The 23,785-nt window shown below is 37.5% G+C and carries 18 protein-coding genes and 1 pseudogene; 13 read left to right on the top strand and 6 right to left on the bottom strand.

Annotation, left to right across the window (positions count from 1 at the left end; translation table 11 throughout):
* Nucleotides 1-10: 10 nt before the first annotated feature.
* The 4 genes from Q0788_RS01400 to Q0788_RS01385 form a co-directional block, all read right to left on the bottom strand.
* Nucleotides 11-328, bottom strand: coding sequence for a hypothetical protein (locus Q0788_RS01400; protein WP_298807378.1), 318 nt, complete (start codon nucleotides 326-328; stop codon nucleotides 11-13).
* A 177-nt stretch (nucleotides 329-505) separates the two neighbouring features.
* Nucleotides 506-841: a hypothetical protein gene (locus Q0788_RS01395; RefSeq protein WP_298807377.1), complete on the bottom strand. Its 336-nt coding sequence runs from the start codon at nucleotides 839-841 to the stop codon at nucleotides 506-508.
* Nucleotides 842-894: 53 nt separating this feature from the next.
* Nucleotides 895-1,242, bottom strand: a complete 348-nt coding sequence (locus tag Q0788_RS01390) for a hypothetical protein (RefSeq protein ID WP_298807376.1) — start codon at nucleotides 1,240-1,242, stop codon at nucleotides 895-897.
* Between the two features lie 4 nt (nucleotides 1,243-1,246).
* Nucleotides 1,247-2,602: a hypothetical protein gene (locus Q0788_RS01385; protein WP_298807375.1), complete on the bottom strand. Its 1,356-nt coding sequence runs from the start codon at nucleotides 2,600-2,602 to the stop codon at nucleotides 1,247-1,249.
* Between the two features lie 483 nt (nucleotides 2,603-3,085).
* Here Q0788_RS01385 and Q0788_RS01380 point away from each other — a divergent pair, with 483 nt between their 5' ends.
* The 13 genes and pseudogenes from Q0788_RS01380 (at nucleotide 3,086) to Q0788_RS01320 (ending at nucleotide 22,030) form a co-directional block, all read left to right on the top strand.
* Entirely contained in the window at nucleotides 3,086-4,078 is a 993-nt protein-coding gene (locus Q0788_RS01380; protein WP_298807374.1) for a phosphotransferase family protein, read from the top strand.
* Complete coding sequence (locus tag Q0788_RS01375) at nucleotides 4,075-4,416, top strand: hypothetical protein (RefSeq protein WP_298807373.1); 342 nt, start codon at nucleotides 4,075-4,077, stop codon at nucleotides 4,414-4,416. The genes Q0788_RS01380 and Q0788_RS01375 overlap by 4 nt, the downstream gene beginning before the upstream one ends.
* Complete coding sequence (locus tag Q0788_RS01370) at nucleotides 4,409-5,119, top strand: histidine phosphatase family protein (RefSeq protein WP_102094027.1); 711 nt, start codon at nucleotides 4,409-4,411, stop codon at nucleotides 5,117-5,119. Before Q0788_RS01375 ends, Q0788_RS01370 begins: the two co-directional genes overlap by 8 nt.
* Nucleotides 5,120-5,123: 4 nt before the next feature.
* Nucleotides 5,124-6,284 (top strand): acyl-CoA dehydrogenase family protein, encoded by a 1,161-nt coding sequence (locus Q0788_RS01365; RefSeq protein WP_298807371.1) that lies wholly within the window; start codon nucleotides 5,124-5,126, stop codon nucleotides 6,282-6,284.
* 13 nt (nucleotides 6,285-6,297) lie between these two features.
* Complete coding sequence (locus Q0788_RS01360) at nucleotides 6,298-7,065, top strand: SDR family NAD(P)-dependent oxidoreductase (protein ID WP_298807370.1); 768 nt, start codon at nucleotides 6,298-6,300, stop codon at nucleotides 7,063-7,065.
* A 24-nt stretch (nucleotides 7,066-7,089) separates the two neighbouring features.
* On the top strand, nucleotides 7,090-8,994 hold the full coding sequence (locus tag Q0788_RS01355; RefSeq protein ID WP_298807369.1) for a sigma 54-interacting transcriptional regulator: 1,905 nt from the start codon (nucleotides 7,090-7,092) through the stop codon (nucleotides 8,992-8,994).
* A 115-nt stretch (nucleotides 8,995-9,109) separates the two neighbouring features.
* Nucleotides 9,110-10,756, top strand: a complete 1,647-nt coding sequence (locus Q0788_RS01350; protein ID WP_298807368.1) for an AMP-binding protein — start codon at nucleotides 9,110-9,112, stop codon at nucleotides 10,754-10,756.
* Nucleotides 10,757-11,056: 300 nt separating this feature from the next.
* Complete coding sequence (locus tag Q0788_RS01345) at nucleotides 11,057-12,397, top strand: TIGR00366 family protein (RefSeq protein ID WP_102094019.1); 1,341 nt, start codon at nucleotides 11,057-11,059, stop codon at nucleotides 12,395-12,397.
* Between the two features lie 332 nt (nucleotides 12,398-12,729).
* Nucleotides 12,730-12,942 (top strand): annotated as a pseudogene (locus Q0788_RS01340) (IS3 family transposase); the annotation flags it as partial.
* Between the two features lie 1,017 nt (nucleotides 12,943-13,959).
* Nucleotides 13,960-16,389, top strand: coding sequence for a hypothetical protein (locus tag Q0788_RS01335; protein ID WP_298807367.1), 2,430 nt, complete (start codon nucleotides 13,960-13,962; stop codon nucleotides 16,387-16,389).
* A 6-nt stretch (nucleotides 16,390-16,395) separates the two neighbouring features.
* Nucleotides 16,396-19,845: a site-specific integrase gene (locus Q0788_RS01330; RefSeq protein ID WP_298807366.1), complete on the top strand. Its 3,450-nt coding sequence runs from the start codon at nucleotides 16,396-16,398 to the stop codon at nucleotides 19,843-19,845.
* 856 nt (nucleotides 19,846-20,701) lie between these two features.
* A complete protein-coding gene (gene pqqA / locus Q0788_RS01325; RefSeq protein ID WP_075107140.1) occupies nucleotides 20,702-20,776 on the top strand; it encodes a pyrroloquinoline quinone precursor peptide PqqA in 75 nt (24 codons plus the stop codon).
* Nucleotides 20,777-21,718: 942 nt separating this feature from the next.
* Nucleotides 21,719-22,030, top strand: a complete 312-nt coding sequence (locus Q0788_RS01320) for a DUF1244 domain-containing protein (RefSeq protein ID WP_194364083.1) — start codon at nucleotides 21,719-21,721, stop codon at nucleotides 22,028-22,030.
* A gap of 75 nt (nucleotides 22,031-22,105) precedes the next feature.
* Here the strand turns inward: Q0788_RS01320 and Q0788_RS01315 are convergent, their stop codons facing one another.
* Both Q0788_RS01315 and rluF read right to left on the bottom strand, forming a co-directional pair.
* Entirely contained in the window at nucleotides 22,106-22,549 is a 444-nt protein-coding gene (locus Q0788_RS01315; protein ID WP_298807360.1) for an SRPBCC family protein, read from the bottom strand.
* Nucleotides 22,550-22,630: 81 nt separating this feature from the next.
* A complete protein-coding gene (gene rluF, locus Q0788_RS01310) occupies nucleotides 22,631-23,635 on the bottom strand; it encodes a 23S rRNA pseudouridine(2604) synthase RluF (protein WP_298807359.1) in 1,005 nt (334 codons plus the stop codon).
* Nucleotides 23,636-23,785: the final 150 nt, after the last annotated feature.

The raw sequence follows: 23,785 nt of genomic DNA, 5'->3' as shown, positions 1-23,785 counted from the left end.
CCCACTATTTTCATTGCGTAGAATAAAGATTGGATGTTAGCCTATCTTGGTAGTCAGCGCATACTTGTAAACCTATCTTTATAGCCTCACTTAGGTCAGCGCCTGCTCGTATACTATAAGGTACATTAGATGCCATATTATCTTGCTCAAGACTATTTCTAGCAGCTTGGTTTAACGGTGTACCAATATAGGATTCATTAGTAAAGCCTTCGGGCTCAAAATATACCTCTCGACCAAATTTCGGATGTGACCCACATGAAATCTCACCACTAGCGACAGAAAACGGATAAGGTTTAGTGTATTTTTCGGACCATAATGTTTGGTTCACTTTAATAAATCCTGCACCATACAATACATCATCTTATGGTGATGGAGTACATCCCACTAATGCCAAAAATGGGAGGCCAACTAACAGTCTAATATTATTAACTTGCAAAGCGTTTTTACCTCAGCATCTTACATTCAACAGCATGTTATCAAAGCACCTAACAACCTCTTAAATATATTATTTATCCATCAATCTCAAAAATTGTGGATTAGTGACTTTCATTTGTAGATTGTTTTTATATTCCTCAATCTTACCTCTTGCACAAAAGCGTCTACCGACGTAACTATCTATTTCACCAAAGCGTTGTTCAAACCAACGATAGTCTTTGTTCCATACCAATACTGTTAGCGATTGTTTAGGGTACTTTTTGTCCAAGTTAAGATAATGTCTATTGGGGAAATGCTTTGTCTCGGCTAGTATTCCACATGCCATTACCGTTTTTCCAACATGAAATGGTGCTTTGTAGGCTTCTATTTTCGGTTCGGTAGCATGAGACAATGTTATACTAAACAATACAGCACTTGCGATAACTACAATTTTTTTAAACATAATGACCCTAGTGGTAGTTAAATTGTATTTAAGTTTTTGAAAAACATAATGATAGTTACAGCGATGATTATAAATATAGAGCAGCTTACTACTAACTGCTTTACTGTAAGATATCTCTGACGTCTATCTGCTTCGAGCTTTTTTTCTTTAGAAATCAGTTTTAGTTCTTGATCTCTAATCCATGCTCTATCAGTCTCGACTTTCTTTCTCTCAGCAGCGATATCTGTTTTATCCTCATTAATCCTCTCTTCTTCCTGTTTACGTTTTCTCGCTTGTTCACTATATTCTTGGTCATACAGTGACGATAGAGCCGGCAGTAACAGTAGGAAAAAAAAACCTGCAATAATAGAAAAAAAGGTCCACATAAATTTATTTAACCTGATTCATAGAAGATAGTTTGATCTGAGGTGTTCCTTTATAAGAACTAACTGTGCCTTGTACACATAGTTCCTGACCTTCGTATTGACCTAGATTATCGAATTTTTCCATATCAGAGTTCCACACTACGATAGTGGCATCTTGATTGGGATATGTAGCACCAAGATTTAAATATTTTCCCTTACTGAATCCTGTAACTTGTGACACGTAACCACAAACGATACGGTAATCACCTATGTGCTGATAGGCTTGGGCAGCTGTTACCGTATTAGAGACAGCTACTTCATAGTTATTCTTTGGCACTTCCTCAAACGTAGGTTGGTGAACCTCAACTTCCTCACTTTCTTTTTTAATAACAGCAGACTCTTGTGCCACACTTTTGTATGATACTTCAGAATAATCCTCTTCAACGGTAATAGTATTAGCTTGAGGCTTTTGCCTCTTTACTATTGTAGTATCCGTCTCAGCACTAACAGTGTTTTGAAGTGATGGAGTTCCTTCCATCAACTCTGTATTGACGTCTTCTGATTCATCTTCTTCGTTATTATTGGCCAACAGCAACAGTGAGCTACTCTCAGTCGTCTCAAAACTAATTTGTTTGTTTTTGCTAAAGAATGCATTAGCTCCTAGAGCGACAATAACTAACCCAGCAGAACCTGCTACTAACATTTGATTGGCTGTAACTTTAGTTTTTACAGGCTCTTTAGAGTGCTTGACAGCAATATTGTCTCTTGCTACTTCTACTTTCGCTGGAGTGTTATTTTGTTCTATCTTAGATTGTAGATCAGCAATCGTTGCTTGAATGCTTGCAATTTCACTTTTAGCAATCGTAGATGAAGACTGCATATGTGTTTCTTGCTGTTGTATCAGCTCATCTTTTAGCTGGTTGAGCTCTTGTTGATATTCAGCAACACGCTGTTGTTCTTGCTTTTCTAGCATTTCTTGGCTCAATTGGTTCTTACCTTGTAACTCTAATGTTTTTCTAATTTCTCTAACTATTTTATCAGGCTGTTGATTCATTTTATTATTGGTATATCTGAGCAGAACACCGTATATCTGTACTAGATCATTTTGCCTTTCCAACATATCGTTGAAATCGTGATAATTAGTTACTTTCCAATACCCATCTAACTCAATAGGTAATCGATAGCCCTTTACCTCATTCACAATCATAAAGTCAATATATCTGTTACCTCCATTTGAATCAGTAAAATGAAATTGTGCAGTGACATCCTCGGGGCTTATTTCGGGAATTTTAGCTAAAATACTTCTGACAAAGTTTTCTTCATATCCCACAACGTGCTCAATTTGTTTTCTATTTTCTGCTATCCACTGTTCCCAATTCATTAATACTATCTACCTATTACCAAGATCATTGATTGATATCCATACAACTCCAATGGTTGTTGGCTTTAACACATGCTTATATGACGGTTCAATTTAAGACCAAATATAGGTCGAGTTATATGCATATTAGCAGCATCCAAGCTTTTAGCCTAATACATAGTGCTCTCTTATAGTACTGCTCAGTTTTTGTTTAATGATCAGCTATATGATTCGAATAATAAGGTCTGCTTATTGAAATAATGGCACTATTTTTTCTAGTACTAAATAACTGTTGGAAGTATTCGGCCTCATACTTTGAAAATCGATTTATATGAGCTAGACAAGCGTATTACCAACCTGGAATAAAACTATCGAAATTCATAAATGAAAATATATTTCATTTATGAAAAGGCACTAAATAATTAAGTGTTTGATTTATATATAAAAAAATACTGGCATATAATTTGCTGATTAAAAGATAGTAGATTTAACACAGGGATAGTCATGAATATTTATAGAGTTAATCAATTAAAAGAACTCCTCGTAGATCAGCTTAATTTGAAAGTAACAGCACACTTGAAAGTGGTAAAAATGAGCGGTGGTGCTATCCAAGAAAATTGGTTGATTCAAGATAACGATTTTGCATTAGTCCTACGAAAAAACTCAGAAGCTGCTGTTTCGGTCAGCTCTGACCGCGAACAAGAATATCGATTACTTTCACGTTTATACCAATTAGGAATTAAGGTTCCTAAACCAATCTATTTTAAAAAAGCCCCAAATTTTTTGAATAGTGATTTTTTCATTATGCAGAAAATCAACGGAGTGGCTGAAGGCCATAAACTGGTTCGGCTGGCCGATGCCAATATCCGAAAAAACATCACGCAAGATATCGGTAGGTCATTGGCTTCTATTCATCAAGTACCTCTTGGTGATGAATTAACGGAATTTTTACCTAAACCTAATAAAGATCAATATCTTGCAGACAAAATTCATTCTTTTCGAGCGCAGTTAGATTTGCTGCAAGCAACTAACCCTATTTTAGAGTATGCAATTAGTTGGATGACTGATAATTTACCTAGTATTGATGAGTTGGTGCTGGTACATGGAGATTTTCGTACGGGCAACATCATGATTGAAAACAATCATATTTCAGGCATTCTTGATTGGGAGTTTACCCAATGGGGAGATCGCCGTGAAGACATTGGTTGGTTCACGGCTAAGTGCTGGCGTTTTGGTCAAAATAAGAATATTGCTGGTGGCATTGGCTCTTATGAAGATTTCTCTCAAGCATATACTGATGTTTGTGGTGCTGATGTGCCAAAGACCGAATTAAAGTTTTGGCACATACTATCTCATGTACGTTGGGCGATCATTGCTATGCAGCAGTCAAATCGCAATGATGATATGGAAATACCTTCTTTAGAACTGGCTTTAACCGAGTTTATGGTACCTAAGCTTGAGAAAAACATTCTAGATATCTTGGGAGATAAAGTATGAAACAGCAAACGTTCATTGACTTAATAGAAACCAGTCAAACGGTTATCAAAAATGAGCTCTTGCCTACCTCTGACAATAAATACAGCTTATTGATGGTTATGAAAAGCTTTGAATTATTGAAAAGCTATCTCTTAGAACAAGAAAATCATGCCTCAAATATTCATAAGATATTAGAACCAGTATCCGATATGCCAATTGAAAATAATGAACAAGCCTTAGCATTGTTGAGCCAAAACATTCGAGAAGGTAAGAAAATCTCTAACCTTCTTACGGTTTTAGAATCATTAAACAATGAGGTATTAAAGATAACTGATCCTAAGGTAGCAAATCATGACTGATTCTTGGCTACGTATTTTTCTAGTACGGCATGGTCATGTGGCTTATTTTGATGAAAATAATAAGCCTATAAACCCAAAATATGCTCAGTTATCGCCACAAGGTATTGAGCAAATTAGCTTACTCGCTGAGTGTTTAAAAGACATATCTTTTGAAAGCGTTTACTCATCTACTATGCCCCGCTCTATACAAACGGCGGAAATATTAACCCAATATCAACCTTCAAAAAAGGTATTGGCAGTAGATGCTATTAGAGAGATTAAGTCAGGGAGGCTCAAAGACTTACCTAACGATCAATCTGAAACAGCGTTGAAAGAGGCGTATCTACTGCAGACCAATCAGCTTGAAAATTTTATTCAAGGCGAAAGCTGGAAAGAGTTTAGCCATCGAGTGATTGATTGGTTCGAGCAGACGATATTGTCTAAACCAAGCCGTCAAAACATCTTGATATCTTCTCACGATGCAGTCAACCGAGTGATAATTAACTGGATGTATAATCATCACTTAGCAGACATTTATACCCAAGAGCAAGATTATGGGTGTTTAAACATTTTAGATATAAAGGTTAAAAACAATCAAATTTTGCACAAACGTATAAAGCTCCAAAATTTTACTATTTATAATTCGCTTAAAAATGGGTTATTCAATAGTGCCATGGACGATGTTTATAACATGTATGTCAATAACAATGGGTTTAAGGAATAAACATATGATTACATTATCAGACGATTTATTAGCGTTACAACAACAGGTAAAAGACTTCATCGCCAAAGAAATCATTCCTTTTGAGCAGGACCTTCGTCAGGACAGCCACGGTCCAAGTACTGAGCTGCGTGACGATATTGTTAGCCGTGCTAAAGCGGCAAAACTGCTCACACCGCATGCCAGCGTTGAGATGGGTGGACTAGGTTGGTCACACATGCAAAAAGCCATTGCATTTGAACAAGCAGGCTATTCTGCATTAGGCCCTATCGCTATGAATATTCATGCCCCAGATGAGGGTAATATTCATCTACTAGATTTAGTCGCTAATGAAGAGCAGAAAGAACGTTGGTTACGCAAAATGGTGAGTGGCGAGACGCGTTCTTGTTTTGCAATGACAGAGCCTAGTCCAGGTGCAGGTTCAGACCCTTCCATGTTGCAAACCACTGCTGTGTTAGAAGGTGACGAGTACGTCATCAATGGCCGAAAATGGCTCATTACAGGTGCCGATGGTGCGGCATTTGCCATCATTATGGCAAAGATGGAAGATGGTAGTGCTTCCATGTTTTTGACGGATACCGACGTACCAGGATTTATATTAGAAAGAAATATGAATACTATGGATTCTTGCTTTGCAGGTGGTCATGGCGTATTAACGTTCGACAACCTACGAATCCCAAAAGAGAATGTACTAGGTGAAATAGGTCAAGGCTTTAAATATGCTCAGGTTCGATTAGCACCTGCTCGCCTAACTCATTGTATGCGTTGGCTTGGGCAAGCTCAACGAGCTCATGACATTGCTACACAATATGCCAGAGATCGTCAGTCCTTTGGTAAAAGACTGGGCGACCATCAAGGCGTGGGCTTTATGTTGGCGGATAATGAAATAGATTTATTGAGTACTAGACTGGCCATTCATTATTGTGCTCAAGTACTAGATGCAGGACAACGAGGTAACTATGAATCAAGTCTGGTAAAAGTTATTAGCTCTGAAGGTATCTGGCGAGTGATTGACCGAAGTGTTCAGATCTTGGGCGGACAGGCCATGACAGATGAATCTATCGTCTGCAAAATTTTTAAAGATGCTCGTGGCTTTAGAATCTATGATGGCGCAAATGAAGTTCATAGAATGAGTGTCGCAAGAAAACTACTAGGCAAGAAAGATTAAGGAGACAATGACAATGAGCTTATTTGATGTTAGTAACAAGAATGTTCTTATTACAGGTGCGTCTGGCGGCTTGGGCAAACATATCACTACTTTGTTTGCCCAAAAAGGCGCAAATGTCATTATCTGTGCCAGAAGTGCTGATAAATTGCAGCATCTAAAAGCAAGTCTTGAAGCAGACTTTGATATCAACGTTCATAGCTTTGTATTAGATGTAAATGACCGTCAAGCTTTTAACCAAATGATAAGTAGTTTAGAGGACAATGGTGTCAGTGTAGATGTTCTTATTAATAATGCAGGCGTCAGTGATACCAAAAGCTTTTTGAATTATGATGACAACGATTGGGACAAGATTGTTAACACCAATCTAAAAGCTCCTTGGCAGTGCTCGCAAGAAATCGCGCAGCACATGATTGCTTCACATAATAAAGGGGCTATTATTAATATTACGTCTGTCTTGTCTGAGTCAGTCAACTTAGGTGTTAGTCCATACTGTGCGTCTAAAGCGGGTTTACGCCATCTAACAGAAGTGATGGCCGTTGAGCTGGCTCGGTTTGGTATCAATGTAAATGCGGTGGCTCCTGGATATATGGTGACTGATATTAATAAAGAATACCTAATGAGTGATTTGGGTCAACAATTGTTAAAACGTATTCCAAGTCGCAAATTTGTTGATTTTGAAGAATTAGATGGTGCGCTATTATTACTTGCCTCAAGAGCAGGTAAAGGAATTACTGGTGTAGAGATTAAAGTAGATGGTGGGCACAGCTGTGCTCCTATATAACGTATATTTTTAAGGGTGCAACGGATGTCTAATAACAAACCTATTAATATTTTATTTACCTATATCCATACCCCAAATATTAATGGGATTCGTTCTTTGGTCGAACAAGCCATATTAGAGATTGATTCACAAGATATTGGTTTTGTTGAATGTCATATTTCTGATGTTGAAGTAGTAGCGCAGCAACTGACCATCAATGGTTGTCAAATAATCTTGTGTACAGGAGCAACGGCTAGTTATTTACAAAAGATACTAAGTATTGAAATTCAGGTCATTAGAACAGGTATGTTTGATGTTATCCAAGCCATCTCTAGTTTGAAGCAATACAAACGTATCGCTTTACTGGGAAAAGCAACTACTACCGTCAGTCTAGAAGATTATTCAGAAGTTTTTTTGCTAGATATCGAACAGTTCACTTACGATTCTTATTTCGATGCCAAAAGAACCGTTCAGCTAATCAAAAAAGAAAAGTTTGATGCTGTTATTGGTTCGCCTATCTCAGTAGAGCTGGCCATTAATGAAGGTCTGGTCGGACAATTAGCGATGACTGTGGTATCGCTTAAAGATCTGTTCGCGAATGCCTTGAGAAGTTTAGAAAAAATAAGGAGAGAACAATCTACCATTATCCGTCTTACGGAGATATTTAACCATCTAAATGAAGGTGTTTGTTTTATCACCAAAAATAAAAAAATATCTTTTATTAATACATCCATGGCCGAACTGCTTAAAAAGTCTCCCGCTGACGTACTGAATAAATCACCTGCAGATATCTTTGGTAACTTAAATCTAGATACTGCTGCTCATAATCCACGCCAACTACTTGATATCGAAAACTACCAGTTGGCGGTTCATATTTTAGAGATGAACAACGATTATATTAATGGCTATATTTTAAGTGCTCAAGAACTCAACGCATTAGAATATTCTAGCAGCGAATTTAGAAAAGTATCTTCTAGAAACTTCAATACCCGCTACCGTTTCAACCAACTCTCTACTCTAAACGCCATTTTTAAGACCACTTTATCCTTAGCGAAAGCCTATGCCAAAACTGACAGTACTGTACTAATTACGGGTGAGAGTGGTACAGGTAAGGAAGTCTTAGCACAAAGTATTCATAATCATAGTAGCCGTAGTAAGGCGCCTTTTGTGGCTATTAACTGTGCCTCTTTTCCAGAGAGCTTATTAGAGAGTGAACTATTTGGTTATGCCGAAGGTGCCTTTACGGGTGCCAAAAAAAATGGCCGGATCGGACTTATTGAATCTGCACATAATGGAACTTTGTTTTTAGATGAAATTGGCGACATGCCTTTGCATCTACAGACACGATTTTTAAGAGTGTTACAAGAAAGACAAATCAGCCGGTTAGGTTCAACTGCTAGTCATCATCTCAATATTCGCGTTATCGCCGCCACGCATGCCGACTTAGAGAACCTGGTTGCCAATGACAGTTTTAGGGCGGATCTATACTATCGACTTAATATTCTTCGGTTATCCATACCACCTTTGAGAAATCGACCAGAAGATATACTGACATTAGCTGATCACTTTTTAAAGAAGTATAGAAAATCCATCAAAGACCTACCAGACACCCTTCCTCACTTATTAAAAAAATATAGCTGGCCTGGAAATATTCGTGAATTAGAAAATATTATAGAGAGAATACAGGTTCTGTTTTATTTTGATAAAAGTCATACTCAGCCGAATTTCTTATCTCTGCATTTGCCAGAGCTTTTTTCATCTACCCAAAAAACAAATGACACCTCTCTGTTAAAGAAAGCCAAGATAAATCAAGAATCACTACTGATAGAACAAACACTTCAGGACGTTGATGGCAATCTAGAATTGGCTGCCAAAAATCTAGGTATTAGCCGTACAACGCTATGGCGTAAAATGAAAGTTATGGATAGCAACGTTTCAAAAGTGAAATAATTTTTCAAAATGAAAACAGGATATTATTTTTAAGTTATTGATTATTATAACAAAAATATTTGGCACTATAGTTGCATTATCATAAACATCAACCATCTTACCTAAGGACAGAAAGATGATTAATGGAATGATGATGCATTGTAATCTAAATATCACGTCTATCATGCAGTATGCTTTAGCACTCTACTCTGAGCAAAAAATCGTGACTCTCAAATCAGATGGTGTGACTACACATGAGTATACTTACAAAGACGCTTTTGACCGTGTTGCCCAGTTTGCTAATAGTTTAGACCGACTGCTAGTTAGCAAGGACGCCAAGGTCGGAACGATTGCTTGGAATACCCATCAGCATTTTGAACTCCATTATGCCATTCCTTGTTCAGAGCGTATTTATCACACCATCAATCCCAAATTGCCCCATGAGCAATTACGACAAATCATCATATCTGCTCAAGATGAAGTTATCGTTGTTGAGCAGGATTGCCTGCACATTATCGAATCCCTCTACGAACACCTTAAACCTTTCGTAAAATATTTTATTGTACTAGGCGATATAGATAAAACATTGAAATCATCATTAGATTTTATGTTTTATGAAGAGCTTATTGCTACAGAGTCTACCAATTATGATTGGCCTGATATCGCTGAACAAAGTGCAAGTGGGCTTTGCTACACCTCAGGTACAACAGGTGTTCCTAAGGGTGTGCTTTATTCACATCGTAGTACGGTGTTACACGCACTAACTCTGAGTATGCCTAATGTGGTAGGTCTTGATGAAAGCAGCTGTATCATGCCGATTGTACCTTTGTATCACATCAGTGCGTGGGGTATACCGTTTAATGCAGTGCTATGTGGAGCAAAAATTGTATGGCCCAACTCCTTTGCTGGCCAAATTCAAAAGATTTATAACCTGATTCAGACTCAGTCAGTAGATGTCTCAATGGCGGTACCCACTATTTGGACAGCGCTGAAAAACCATCTGCAAGAAAACAATATCACCGAAACTACTTTAAAACGAGCCATCTCAGGCGGTTCTGCAGCTTCCTACTCCTTAATCGAGAGCTTAAGTCATCATGGTATAGCTCTTGAGAACGCATGGGGTATGACTGAAACCAGCTCTTTGGGCGCTTGCAATAGAGTAAAAGATCTAAAGAATATACCAAAAAAGCAAGTACTCAAATGCGGTAGGCCTATTTTCGGTATGCAAATGCGATTAAAGGACCAACATAATGAGTTACTGCCCCACAACGGGATCTCTGAGGGTGTGCTAGAAATCAGAGGACATAATGTCGCACAAAGCTACAGCAATATTGAGAGCAACAATGGTAGTAAACAATTGACTAATAATATAGCTGAAGACAAGGAGACATGGTTTGATACAGGGGATATAGCAACGATCGATATGCATGGCTATATGAATATTACTGATCGGGCAAAAGACATGATTAAGACTGGTGGCGAATGGGTAAGTAGCGTCGAAATTGAAAATGCCATGCTGAGCCATCCAAACGTTGCTGAAGCGGCCGTAATTGCCGCTAATCATTCAAAATGGGGAGAACGCCCGCTTTTAATTTTAGTCGCAAAGCCCGAAACGCAGATCGCACATATAGATATAGAAACGTACCTAACTCATAAACTGCATAAATGGTCGATTCCCTCTGCGACTGTTTTAATTGATGAAATGCCTTATACAGGCACAGGTAAAATTAGCAAAAAAACGTTAAGGGAGAAATATTACAACTATTTTATGGAAAGCGAGTAAAGATAATTCTATCAAAAGGACTTTGATATGGATGGCCAGAATTATAGAGATATAGTTTGAGACATCAAAACCAGTCAAGATAAATAAGGCTACAGTCTTAAAATCATATCATAAGAAGAAGCATAACGAATAAATAAAGACGAACTGCAAAGATTGTCACTCGAATTAACAACTTATGGACTGTTATTCACTTAAAAAATCAAAATAAGGTGTCCTACGCTATAAAGACACTAGACTCATATCCACATTGATCCAAGTCTTTATACAAAAGTCACTGAAAATAATACAAGGATGTTTGCTATGTTGACTATGCTAACCAATGCCAGTGTAAAACTGGTCAATCGTTATTTACCATCGTCTTTTGTTTTTTCCATTATTCTCACTCTTATCGCATTTGCAGCGGGTCTTATCTTAACGGGACAAGATATTTTATCTATGGCAGGCCACTGGGGCAACGGCCTATGGTCATTGCATGGTTTTGCCATGCAAATGGCATTAATTCTAATCACTGGCTATGCCCTTGCCAACGCTCCTTTTATTCAGCGATTTTTGGATGCTATGGCAGATAAAGTACATTCGCCAAAAGCTGCTATTATCATAGTAACGTTAGTAGCAATGGCAGGCGCTTTGATTAACTGGGGTTTTGGTTTGGTAATTAGTGCTGTTTTTGCTAGATCTCTTGCCAAAAAAGTAACTAAAGTGGATTATCCCCTGTTGGTTGCTTCTGCTTACTCTGGATTTCTAGTTTGGCACTCAGGGCTATCTGGATCAATCCCTTTGGCACTAAGCAGCGGTGGCGATACGTTAAAACAACTTTCAGGAGACATCTTGACCGATGCTATTCCTCTCTCACAAACTATATTCGCTCCCTACAACTTAGCTATTCTAATTACCTTAATCGTAGTTATACCTATTCTTAATAGCTTTATGCACCCCAAAAATCCGACGTTAGTTGATCCCAGTATCCTAAAAAATGAGGTTTACCAAGCGCCTAAACATGATACACCAGCCCAAAAGTTAGATGACAGCCGTCTTATTGCTTTTGTCTTACTAGCGCTTGCACTCATGTATTATGTGAATGAATTTACCAGTAATGGCTTTAGCTTAGGATTTAACATAGTCATTGGCCTGTTTTTATTTATGGGATTATTAGCCCATGGCACTCTTGAGCGCTACTATTTGGCTGTCAATTCAGGTATCAGCAGTATTACTGGCATCGTATTACTGTATCCATTCTATGGTGGTATTATGGGTATAATGACAGGAGCAAACCTCAATGGTATTTCAATTAGTACTGAGGTGACTGAATTTTTTATCAATAATGCCTCAGCAGATAGCTTTCCCGTGTTTGCATTTTTAAGTGCTGGTATCGTAAATGTTTTTGTGCCTTCAGGTGGTGGTCAATTCGCCGTTCAGGGGCCTGTCATGATACCCGCTGGTACAGCGCTTGGGGTTAATCCTAGTGTGACGGCTATGGCAATTGCATGGGGAGATGCCTGGACAAATATGATACAGCCATTCTGGGCATTACCGTTATTAGGTATTGCAGGACTTGATGCACGTGCCATTATGGGATATTGCTTGATCGTGTTAGCAGTTTCAGGACTGGTTATTATGGGTGGACTTTGGTTTTTGGTTTGAGAAAAATCATTGTTTACTGAAATCAAAAACCACAACTAAAAGTAAAAAATTATCTAGGACAATGCATTAGATGCATTGTCTTTCTACTCGATGTTTGCTTAAAAAATCTTGTTAATAACGAAGTTCAACAATTTTAATTGTAGTGAACTGTCTCAAGTATATCGGAAGTTGAGTAATCAAGTCAGTCGATGATACCTTACTAAGTTAAAAACTCATAATACCGTTGTTCAAACTCAAAAGATGACACATAAACAGTAGTGAGCTATGCTAAATAAACCTTACACGTAAACTTGGTAAACTAAGCGTATTAAACGGAATTCAAAGTAGGAGCCATCAAAAAGATAGAAGACAATAACGGCAACATCTCAGCGACTGCAAAGCAACTTGGCATCGCCATGCAAACGCTATCGAACTGACATAACAAAGCCAATTAAGATAATCTTGAAGGAACTGAGCAGTACGATCCACAGCTTATGGCCGTGATGGAAGAGAACAAGCGCCTCAAAAGACAGCTTAAAGTTGCTGAAGAGGAACGAGAGATATTAAATGAGGAGGAATAAAGCGAAGCACCGCTTCGCCCCAACGCAAGACGAGAATTATGCTCGAATGAGGCGACGGCGTACTTCGCCAATGAGAAATGTTAAGAAACATTCCAGTAGACTGTTTTAGTGACGCAAGACGCAGGGCTATGCCAGCAGTGACAGCCAGTAATGTACGCCTTTGTTGAAGATAACTAGTCCCTTTTCGGCATTACTACTATATACCGTATGCTAAAGATTAAGTATTCAAGCTACTACGATTGGCTGATTCGCGATATTGGCAAGCAATGATATTATCGGCTATATCGGGATCTACTACAATCAGACGATAATTCAAGAGGATTTAGGCTATAGATCGCCAAGGCAAGTGTGGTTTGAATTTTATCGTCAGGCTACGTAACTAAAACATCCCAAGTTTAGTCATACGGATTTAACAGGATGGGTCAGATCGCTTCAAATATAAGACTTTGCTTCAACTGTACCCCTCCTCTAATTGTTTGGCATGTATACTGAAACAGTATCAGATTATGGATCACAAAGTGAAATTTAAACAATACTCAACCGGTTATATATCAGAGCAGCTTATTACTTACCATGACGAGTTTAAGCAGCTATACATACTAACTCATGAGATATCATCAGAACTAGAAAATGATTTTCTTGAGATGGAGATCGAAAGAGCTCTAGCAGCTACTACATTCATCACAATCATAGACCAAGATTTCATTTTTTTGAACAACTACATTTTGGCATTCTTTTGCAAGAGATACTTCCAGCAGGCTACAGTTAAGCAAGTACACTGTATCTGTATTAATACCAACGAACTCCCTGAATTTTATAGGTTAGAAAGTGTTTTTTATGAACTTATTAACTTTCTTAATAGAGCCATTCGTAGCCAAGAAAGTTTAAATTATTATAAAGTCCATCAAGATCTAAAAAAAGCTCTAACTGAAAAGCAATGTGAACACTTATTTGGTCTTAACAATTATCCCATAATACTCTTTTGCTCACACATGAATATCCATGAAAAAACATACGATAACGCACGGAATAAGTCAAAAAATAGCGAGAAACAAAATGCCTGATGATAGTGATCAAATTGTTCTTTTGACTAATGACCAGCTTATTGAACAAGTTGATCTTTTAAGTGTTGAATATCCATATAACTACAATAAGAACTGGATAGCTGCACTAAAGGAAATTGTCACTTCAATTAATTTAACCATTCAACAACGGTCGCCACCTTTAATAGAGCAGTTGATAGCTATAAAAAACGGTTTATTTTTTCAAGAAGATGTCAGTAAAAAGACGCTCAATGCATTACCTCCGATTCTACAACCGCTTTTCTTGTTAGATAACTTAACCGATAATGAGCACAAAAAAATAATATGGTTATGCATATCCATTCATACATATTTGTTGTTATCACATCACAAAAAAGCAAAGACGCATTTAACAAATGTAATTAACCGATTCAAGTTACCCGTATTTTCCAACTCTAAGAATAACCGATGGATTTGGGAGGTATTACCGAAACTTGACGATCTAGAAGAGTTATCGAATACAGTAGACTTCATCTATGTATTCTTTGTAGGACAATTGGGAATAATAGCGTACGAACAAGAAGTACGAATAGAGCTGCTAATAAACACTGAGGAAAGTGAAGCAACGGTCAGGTTCCGCAGTAAAAAATTTAAACAGCTTAACGCGATTGTTAAATGCTTTGAGCAAGCCTACTATCCTAACAAGAAAATCACTCGCCAGCGCAAAAAGAAAGATAAATATTTGGATCCTTTTGAAAGTGAAGCCACCGAACAATTGGCTGATTTCGTGGATGGTTCAACTTGGGTAGAAAATAGCTACTGGAATCAAAATAAATATGATATTGAGAGCGATGCTCCACATTTATACTACCAGTATCCTGCAATACCAGATTTTGATTATGAACTGTATTCACCAAATTCTAGAAAACCTAAAAATATTGAAGAGTACATGGATACTTTAGAACGTCCACTGATTGTCAGTTTAGATTTGCCTGATAAGAAAGTTCGTTACATGCAACCGTTACATAGGATAGAAAAAAACGTTCATCACAGCTATATTAGCCAGAGAGAGTTAGAGCTTAACTCTAATGTCAGAACGCTTTCTGTAGCAGGCTTAAAACAGGTTTTTGGCAGATTAGCGATAGATTCACATCAACACGACTATAAACACAATAAAGCCTCTCTTATCTTACTCCTATCAATGATAACAGCCGTTCCTGTAGAGCTTTTAATGACAACTGGTTTCATTCCAGACTCTGGGTTATTCACCGTTTTGGGAGATGCTGCATATTTGCAGTATCAACTACAAATCACTGATCGTAAGCATGAATATGATGCAAATATTCACGAAAATCAAAAGCGTATCATAAGTCTCCCCATGCCAATGAAGTTAATAAAATTCCTTTCTCATGAAAAAAACTTACCAAATAAAGACGATATTCTAGACTATATTCGCACTATAAAAGAAGATATAGACCTACCCTATCTATCAGTAGTACGTATTGAAACCGCTTTGCATATTGTCTTACACAGATATATTCGAGGTGGTAACCAACATATTGCCGATCTGATTTGCCGAATACCAGCATCTCTTGCACCCTCTACTTACTACAGCAGTCATAATAACGAATTTCTTATTAAGCGTTATCGTCAAGCAATAGAGCTGCTTAACTATGACAACCAATTAGACGATAGTTTTATTGGCAAACAAAGTACTAGAATAGATTTCACTACAGGCTCTGGATTTGCATTGACATTAAAATACGTCAATATTTTCTTACAGGATCTATCGGTGTGGGTTGATAATGGCGACAATAGAGAGGAGCACTTCAATAGGTATAGCGCTCTTGTTTGGATCCAGTTTTGTTTGTTGACTGGTACTCGTCCAAATAATGGACTGACTAATGTTAGAGATATTGACTTAGAGGTGGGTTGGTACGAAGTGGCAGATAAACCTAATAAGGTTGTCAAAAACCATCGACTAATCCCATTGTGCCCTACTCTTTTGGCAATTTTAAAAAAGTACCAATTATTTCTTGTCGATTATCAGCCTTATGCGACTGCCAAGGTCGATAAAATGATTCATCAGATCAAACAAGAACAAGATGAGCTAACCCTACTTAATATGCTATCAGATAGTTACGATAAACTTATTCAAATCAAGCGAAGCCATATCTCAAAATTATTAGTAGACTACATGCCTTTTGATGATTCTTATTGGACACGGCACTTCTTACGTACCCAGCTTGAAAAGCTTGGCGTTTCAATGATCTTGATCAATACAGTGATTGGTCATGAGAAAAACCGACAAGAGGCATTGGGACAGTTCTCATCAATAAATAAGCAACAAATTTGGCAAGTGCGTGATACCTTTGAAGAAATCGCACAACAAATGAATCTAAAAATGTGATAGCAAATGAAACCATCAAAAAATAAATCGAATAATGATAGCAACCAGTCGCGTAAAGAACTAGCAAAGTTGCATCAAACTCAAAAATCTAAACGCAAGAAAAAAAGTAAGGCTCGTGAGGTAAAAAAACATCCTATTAATCCGTCAATCGTAAATAAAAATATTTTTCCACCTAAAATTACTGCTGGGTTCACCGAACAAAAAGGTGATATAAATGCTTTGAGTGTAAACCAGAATGAGGTATCAATACGTGCCTATCAAAAGTACGAGTTGCTGAATATATTTCAAACTCTATGGGAAGATATTCAAAAACAAGCATTCCAAGACTTTCAGGCTTTAGTCAATCATGCGGATGTAGACAAAAGATTTTACGAATACAAAATACTTTCAACAGAGAAATACAAAAAAATCTACCTAGAAAAACATCCTAAGCCAACTGACGATATCAAACTAAAGCAATGGGAAGTAAATTATACTGATTATTTAGAACAATTAGCATTAATGACATACCCACTTGATGAACAGTATTTCGAAGGTTTTTTAAAACAAGCACACAAGCTGATTCATCAAGTCTGTTCTAAAATTTATACTTCAATGGCTCAATTTCGATATGCTTGGGAGGTTTTATCTAAATTTGTCAGCTACTACAACACGTTTTATATGCAATCAGAGTATCACTACCCTTTGCCTAGCGAACCTGTTTTAGTAAAAGAGAGTCCACTTTCAATTGATGAAAACTGGATAAAAAATGGCAAGCTTTTTAATAAAATAACTAAAACGGTGATGGCAGACTGGGCAGCGGCAAGCAAAGATCAAAATCAGTCCTTAGTGTCGCTTGTGTTTTCACTAATAGCTTTTGGCGGGATTAACGATAAAGAACTACTAGCTGCTTTAGTCAATACTTTGTTAGATCAACCAGTCTTAACTGCTTTCAATGATCATCATGTCATTGTTTCTGTACGTTACCCTACAAAAAATTATGGTAATGAAAGAGCAGAATCTACTAATGTAAAAAAGAGTTCTTTATACATTACTCAGCAAGTCTCTCTAGATGTCATCAGCCAATGCTGGTTATACCGATGTAGAAAATTTAACGAGCCTTATCAGTTTAGGACAAGCACGGATATTGAAAGATTACTAAGGAACCATTTAAGTGAGGTTTTGCAAGTATCTAAAAACAAGGTTCCTTCTCTACCATGGTTGCTAAGTTATGCAAGTTATCATTGGGAGATGATGCCCAATGTCTTTGTTGATCAAGCACTAATAGGAGTTGCACAAGGCAAGCGTAAAACCACAGGTCTACTCACAGATGATTTTTCTACCTTGATAAATAAAGAGTATAAAACTAACAAACCATCTTTATCAGTCGAGGCACCTCTATCCAAAGTCAGCAAAAATACCGTAAGGTATGCTGAGCTGGCCGAAGTCCGCAAGATAGATATCGTTAAACGTATTTATAAAGAATTAGACAATCATTACAGCACTCGTAAGCAAAAAGAAAGAATCAAAGACAACGAATATGATATCAACTACTCTTTAACGAACATGTTAAATGAAGAACGTGATATTGCTGAAAATATTTTAATAAAGTTTGTATTATCTAGATCTAATGCAACGCCTCGTCCCAAAAAAGAAACTATTCAAGGCTATTTGAGCTCGGTAGCTTATGAATGGCTTTATTTCTTATCAGGACAGCCTTTAAATACTTATAGTAGTGAGGATTTTGAAGAATGCTACGAAGAGATTTTAGAGCATAAAGCTGTCTATCGTAATAACAAAGATACTCAATACTCAGCAAAGCTGCTGCAGCGTCTACATGACATAGGGGTTAAGTACTATCATTTCCCTAAAGTAAGTATTAAAGAAGCTCAAACACAAAGAGTGGTACGTAGCGAATGGATTTCACCCCTAGCTTATCAAGCAATCCTGTTAAACATACCAAAGCTTGTTGATCCACTCGAAGTCGATATGTACAAGCTGTTGTTTGTTCTCGCATATCGTACAGGCATGCGGAAGAAAGAATTGCTTGGATTAAGGTATGCAGATATTGAGGGATTTACCCTTGGCGAACCGTCGCTAGTTATTCGTCCAAATATTTACCGCAGCACAAAAACTCAAGGTAGTATCCGCCGAGTAGCAGCTTTTTCACTACTATCTGACGAGGAATTGAATTTTTTTAATCAATATGTACAGTTGAATGAGCTTCATAAGACAGATTATATATTTAGTCCCTCATATGACAAATATCCAATTGATGACACCGAACCTCTTGCAGTACTGAGAAGAATGCTGTGCTTATTCAAAGCGAAGGACTATACATTTCACGCATTTAGACATACAGCAATTACCAATTTATCACTGATTTTGAATGCTGACGATCAGCTTGTGAAAACATTAACTGGTTACAGTGATCAACATATTGCCAAGATAAAAACTGGGCTGTTAGGAGTTAATCATGATGCTCAAGATAAATGGTATGCCATTTCAGGAATAGCTGGGCATGTGTCTCCTAACCGAAGCTTTGAGTATTATATTCATTCAGCAATGCTTATGACTACATACGCTATTGCCAATACAGAAATGCAGTTAGATTACGTTATCTTTAAAAACATTACTGATATTAGTAAAGACAGGCTCAAGTCCAATAGCATCCCAATTATCGATAACAAGATATCTATCTCCGATACTCGCAAGTTGACAAAAAAACTAACCTTAAATCAAAGTCGAGATATTCCAGTAAACCTTACTATTGATATTGTTAATCAGTTCAAGGAAAGTGATGTGTTCACTGCTAATGTGGCAGACGATAGAGTTCACCGCTATGGTATCAACCAACTCATCAAATTCTTACAGCTTTTAGAGGAAAGCGGCGATGTCAGACTATCGGCAAACCATTCATTCATAAAGCTCGAGGATGCACAAGTATTCGCTGAGCGCGCTGAGCAAATAGCACAGATTACTACTAACCAGGGGAAATGTCGCTTTATTGAAACAACGAATCAACGACAACCAAAAAGTATGAAAAGTAGAGAAAATTATGAGCTCCTACCCATCATACTAAAATCAGTTTGGATCTTACGTGATCAACAACATACGGACTACCTATGGTTTCTACAGATAGTTAGACAAAAAATCACTATTAATAATGCCTATCTTTCATTTCCGGTAAAAGATATAGATGAGTTTCTAAGGTTTGCACAGATTAGCTTAAGACTTTTACCTGCACAGTCGTGGATGATTGCAGGCAATAAAGATATAAAAGCTACTCTGAATGATATCTATAGAACTACTGATAAAAAACCAGAGGCATCAAAAGCAATCTTCAAACCTTACAACTCTAGCACTATCAGATTTGGCATTTGTATTGCTGACGATCAAACATCAAATGGCAAAGCCTTTTCTGGCTTGCTGAGGTTTTTAGTACATCTTTTTATGATAGTAGATGATGAGGCCTGATAACTATTCCATGGGAAAATATGGTAGGTATACAGCCATGTGATACTCAGTTAGACAGGAGTATATTTGTATAACCGTTATATATTAAATATATTTCAATGCAATTAAGGACAGAAATGGCAGATAAAAGAAATCAAAGACTCACTACTTTTTAGAGAAAGACTAATCAAGTCATCAGATATAACTAATATTGCAGCAAATTTCGCTTACCCCTCGAGTAGGGGTAAGTGGTCAAAAGACCCTAATATTGGGGTGACCATATTCAGACTAAAAAATACGTTTACTTAATCCACCCTTAAAGCTATAATTCATTAACCAAACCTAACCCCTTACATATTAGTATATACAGGTTAATGTAGAATTACACACTCCAATGAAAATCGATCGGTTAACATTGCCAAGGTTGGGTTTTCCTTGTTGATAGTAAATGAGGATTCGATCGACCGTACTAATTGTACTGGCCGAACTACGCGTGATAGAATTTAAATTACATGAAATCAAAGCATGGCTTGAAACATACCAAAGCCAAGAAAGTTCTTCAATCTTTTTTTGGTTATTTAATGAACATAAGCTGGTTATTATTTCTTAAATGAGCATTAGCTACAGTCTCTTTTGAATCACAGAACCTGAAGTCCACAATTAGCGTACTCCATCGACAACCTCCAAATACTAACTTCACAATTAGGGGCTTATTTATAAACATAAGTAAACTTTACTGTTGCCGCTAAACTTCATAGCTAAAATATTCCAAGTTAACATCTAATGAATTGACAGTAGGGGTCAGGTTGTAATAGCATGAGGCATTCCCTTTATTAATACTGTCTATCAACTAGTAACATCATTCAGGAGCAATCTCATGCAGTGGACCAAACCAGCTTTTCAAGACATCCGTATCGGTTTTGAAATTACTATGTATTTCGAAGCCCGTTAAAATTTACTAAACTTACATCCATTAAAAAACCCTAGATCACTAGGGCTTTTTTTTGGAAATACTGATTTATTTTTACTTATGTTTTAGATTCTTCTACTGATATTCTTTTTTCGCCCCAGAGTTGCAATTGCCATAACTATCACGGTATTCGACTAGGAACCATACAGAAAAAGACCTGCACCCAATCTTCAATAGCCATATCAGAAAATACCATAGATTCGATTTCATTCAATATATTGGTCAACATTAATCAGTAATTATTCGAATTTAAGTCGTTGCCGCTAGCACGTCAATTGGGAAATACTGGCATCATTAATGTGGTCTATCAAGATCTAACGACAAGACTCCTTTTATTAACATGTTGAAGCACTGGCACGACGATTTGCAATGCCGTCAAATTGGTCCAAAAAAAGCTTTTAAGATTGAAGAGTTTGGCAATTTAAAATTGACGACTCTGGTGATTAGAGACTATGCATCACTCTGCTCTGCTCACCATAATGATCCATATAATAAATAGGGGTTTATATCGCTAAAGAGCACAACACAACATGTTGCAAAGCCTATTAGCCAAGTATGTCAATTACCTCAGCCAAAAATTGAATAGATAGCTTTATAAAGCACGCTAATTAACTTAGAGTTTCTTTACAAAGATGAAGCTATATCACACATTTTGTACTTGATATGATAGATCAGTCCTTTGTTTTGTGGATTCTGTCCATTTGGCTTCTGGTATTTTTTGATTTAATTGATGACAAGTCGTAATTTATATTAGAAGAATACATAGTACTATTAGAGTTAACTATCGCCACAGTTCATTACAATTAACGACAGATTGAGCCACTGATAAACTTTACAGACGATGAGCCCACGCTAATTGCGCAATATTTATGTCGTTAGTATCATGTGGTTTAAAAGTGGCTCAATTATAACTAGGAAAATATTATGGCAAAATTAGAATCAAACATCGAGTTAGAAGCCGCGGCATTTCGTCGCTTATTGGCTCATTTAGACGAGCGTAAAGATGTACAAAATATTGAGCTAATGAACCTTGCCGACTTTTGTCGTAACTGCTTATCCAAATGGTATAAAGCGGCTGGTGAAGAGCGTGGTATTGAGATTGAATATGAGGATGCGCGCGAGCTTGTTTATGGCATGCCTTATGCTGAGTGGAAAGAGAAATATCAACAGAAAGCAACGCCAGAGCAGTTAGCGCGTTTTAACGAGATTGAAGCTGCTAAGAATAAAGCAGATTAAAACTGACAGTGATGACTCAAATAAAATAAGACACCACTAGAGAGTGATATCAAAAAACCCAACATTGCCGCTAGATTAGCGGCTTTCGATAGATTTGAGTATGCTACTAAACCCTATGGTTCCTTGTTTCTGCATTTGACGGTCAAATAAACGACCGACTAATGGCAATGGTACAATCAATCGACCCTCAGATACCCAAGTCACGTGTGTGGTGCCATCGCCCAAGTCTTTTAAATCAATGATGCCTTTATCATGCTGCATTTTGATAGGCTTAGATTTTTCGATTTGGTATTGCATATGAGTAGGACGCTCAAACGCCGTAATCCGCTCCCAAAACTTAACGGGTCCCGTTTGAATGCTACGTAAAGCCCCAACGCCATTGCGCTCTTCGTTACCTTCAGCTACTAACTTAGCAATCCCCACCGCTTTAAATGAGCTATAACTGGCATGGTCACTCAGTGCTTCAAATACCTCATCAATCGGTTTTTTGACAATGCGCTCTACTTTTATTTTAAACATAATATTATCTCATTAAGACTAAATTTATTTAGCTTACTGCTATTTTTGAAATAAATATAGCCGTCACATTGTGAAAAATTATTACCGCGAAGAGCCTCGTCCCTTTGAAGGACGCCTGCCATTGGTAGCAGGTTTACCATTGCCTCCAGATTTACCATTACGGCCTGACGGCTTACCACGACCAGTAGGACGTCCATCCCTACCTTTAGAACCTGCTGGTTTTCTAGCATCGTCCTTGGCGTATTTGTTACGCCCCTTTGCTGCACCTGCTGATTTTGTAGATGATTTTGACTTTGACGAAGCATCAGCACGAGGTTTTTTTCGTGGTGCATTGCGAGATTTCTTGTTTGAGTGATTGTCTTGCGAAGAAGAGTCTTCTACAGATTTAAGTAACACGGACAGCTCTTTTGGGGTTAAGTCTCGCCAGTCACCAACGGGAAGACCTTTGAGACTTACGTTCATAATCCGCGTACGTTCAAGCTTGACGACTTCGTAGCCAAAGTGCTCACACATACGGCGAATTTGACGGTTCAAACCTTGTACGAGCGTGATGTTAAAGACATTAGGAGCTACTTTAGTCACTGGGCACTTTTTGGTCATCTTGCCAAGCATCGGTACACCGCCCGCCAGACCTTCGATAACACTATCCGTTAACGGCTTATTTACTGTAACTAGATATTCTTTCTCGTGATTATTGCCAGCACGTAGTACCTTATTGACCAAATCACCATTATTAGTCAAAAATATCAAACCTTGAGAATCTTTGTCCAAACGGCCAATCGGAAAAATACGCAAACTATGTCGCACAAAATCGACAATATTATTCTTCTCAGAGCTTTCTGTAGTGCTCACAATGCCTACTGGCTTATTTAATGCAATAAAAATAAAATCATCGGGCTCTCGCGGCTCAATAAGCTGCCCGTTAACTTTTACCGCATTTCCAGCAACCACTTGATCACCTACCGACGCACGTTTGCCATTGATGTATACATTACCTTGTTCAATAAAGCGGTCAGCGTCTCGCCTAGAGCAAATACCACTTTCGCTGATGTATTTATTTAAACGAGTCGAGGAAGCGTTGAACATAAAGCACCGTTTTACCTGATAAGAAGCATCTTTACTAAGAAAAAAGCCTGAATTGAATGGATAAACAATAATGAAATAGCTCACATTATATAGGAAATCGACTGACCCTTTGAGGGGAGATGGGTAAAAACCTAGAAATGCATCGCGTCA

Source organism: uncultured Psychrobacter sp., from assembly GCF_947500265.1.
In the GTDB taxonomy this organism is placed as follows: domain Bacteria; phylum Pseudomonadota; class Gammaproteobacteria; order Pseudomonadales; family Moraxellaceae; genus Psychrobacter.
The sequence above is the reverse complement of the archived record's forward strand: the minus strand, read 5'-3'. Positions and strand labels throughout refer to the sequence as shown.

Bases quoted from the DNA above. Each gene is read 5' to 3' on its own strand.
- Q0788_RS01390 (WP_298807376.1), bottom strand. From the start codon at position 1,242: ATGTGGACCTTTTTTTCTATTATTGCAGGTTTTTTTTTCCTACTGTTA.
- Q0788_RS01385 (WP_298807375.1), bottom strand. From the start codon at position 2,602: ATGAATTGGGAACAGTGGATAGCAGAAAATAGAAAACAAATTGAGCAC.
- Q0788_RS01380 (WP_298807374.1), top strand. From the start codon at position 3,086: ATGAATATTTATAGAGTTAATCAATTAAAAGAACTCCTCGTAGATCAG.
- Q0788_RS01375 (WP_298807373.1), top strand. From the start codon at position 4,075: ATGAAACAGCAAACGTTCATTGACTTAATAGAAACCAGTCAAACGGTT.
- Q0788_RS01370 (WP_102094027.1), top strand. From the start codon at position 4,409: ATGACTGATTCTTGGCTACGTATTTTTCTAGTACGGCATGGTCATGTG.
- Q0788_RS01365 (WP_298807371.1), top strand. From the start codon at position 5,124: ATGATTACATTATCAGACGATTTATTAGCGTTACAACAACAGGTAAAA.
- Q0788_RS01360 (WP_298807370.1), top strand. From the start codon at position 6,298: ATGAGCTTATTTGATGTTAGTAACAAGAATGTTCTTATTACAGGTGCG.
- Q0788_RS01355 (WP_298807369.1), top strand. From the start codon at position 7,090: ATGTCTAATAACAAACCTATTAATATTTTATTTACCTATATCCATACC.
- Q0788_RS01350 (WP_298807368.1), top strand. From the start codon at position 9,110: ATGATTAATGGAATGATGATGCATTGTAATCTAAATATCACGTCTATC.
- Q0788_RS01345 (WP_102094019.1), top strand. From the start codon at position 11,057: ATGTTGACTATGCTAACCAATGCCAGTGTAAAACTGGTCAATCGTTAT.
- Q0788_RS01335 (WP_298807367.1), top strand. From the start codon at position 13,960: ATGAAAAAACATACGATAACGCACGGAATAAGTCAAAAAATAGCGAGA.
- Q0788_RS01330 (WP_298807366.1), top strand. From the start codon at position 16,396: ATGAAACCATCAAAAAATAAATCGAATAATGATAGCAACCAGTCGCGT.
- Q0788_RS01320 (WP_194364083.1), top strand. From the start codon at position 21,719: ATGGCAAAATTAGAATCAAACATCGAGTTAGAAGCCGCGGCATTTCGT.
- Q0788_RS01315 (WP_298807360.1), bottom strand. From the start codon at position 22,549: ATGTTTAAAATAAAAGTAGAGCGCATTGTCAAAAAACCGATTGATGAG.
- rluF (WP_298807359.1), bottom strand. From the start codon at position 23,635: ATGTTCAACGCTTCCTCGACTCGTTTAAATAAATACATCAGCGAAAGT.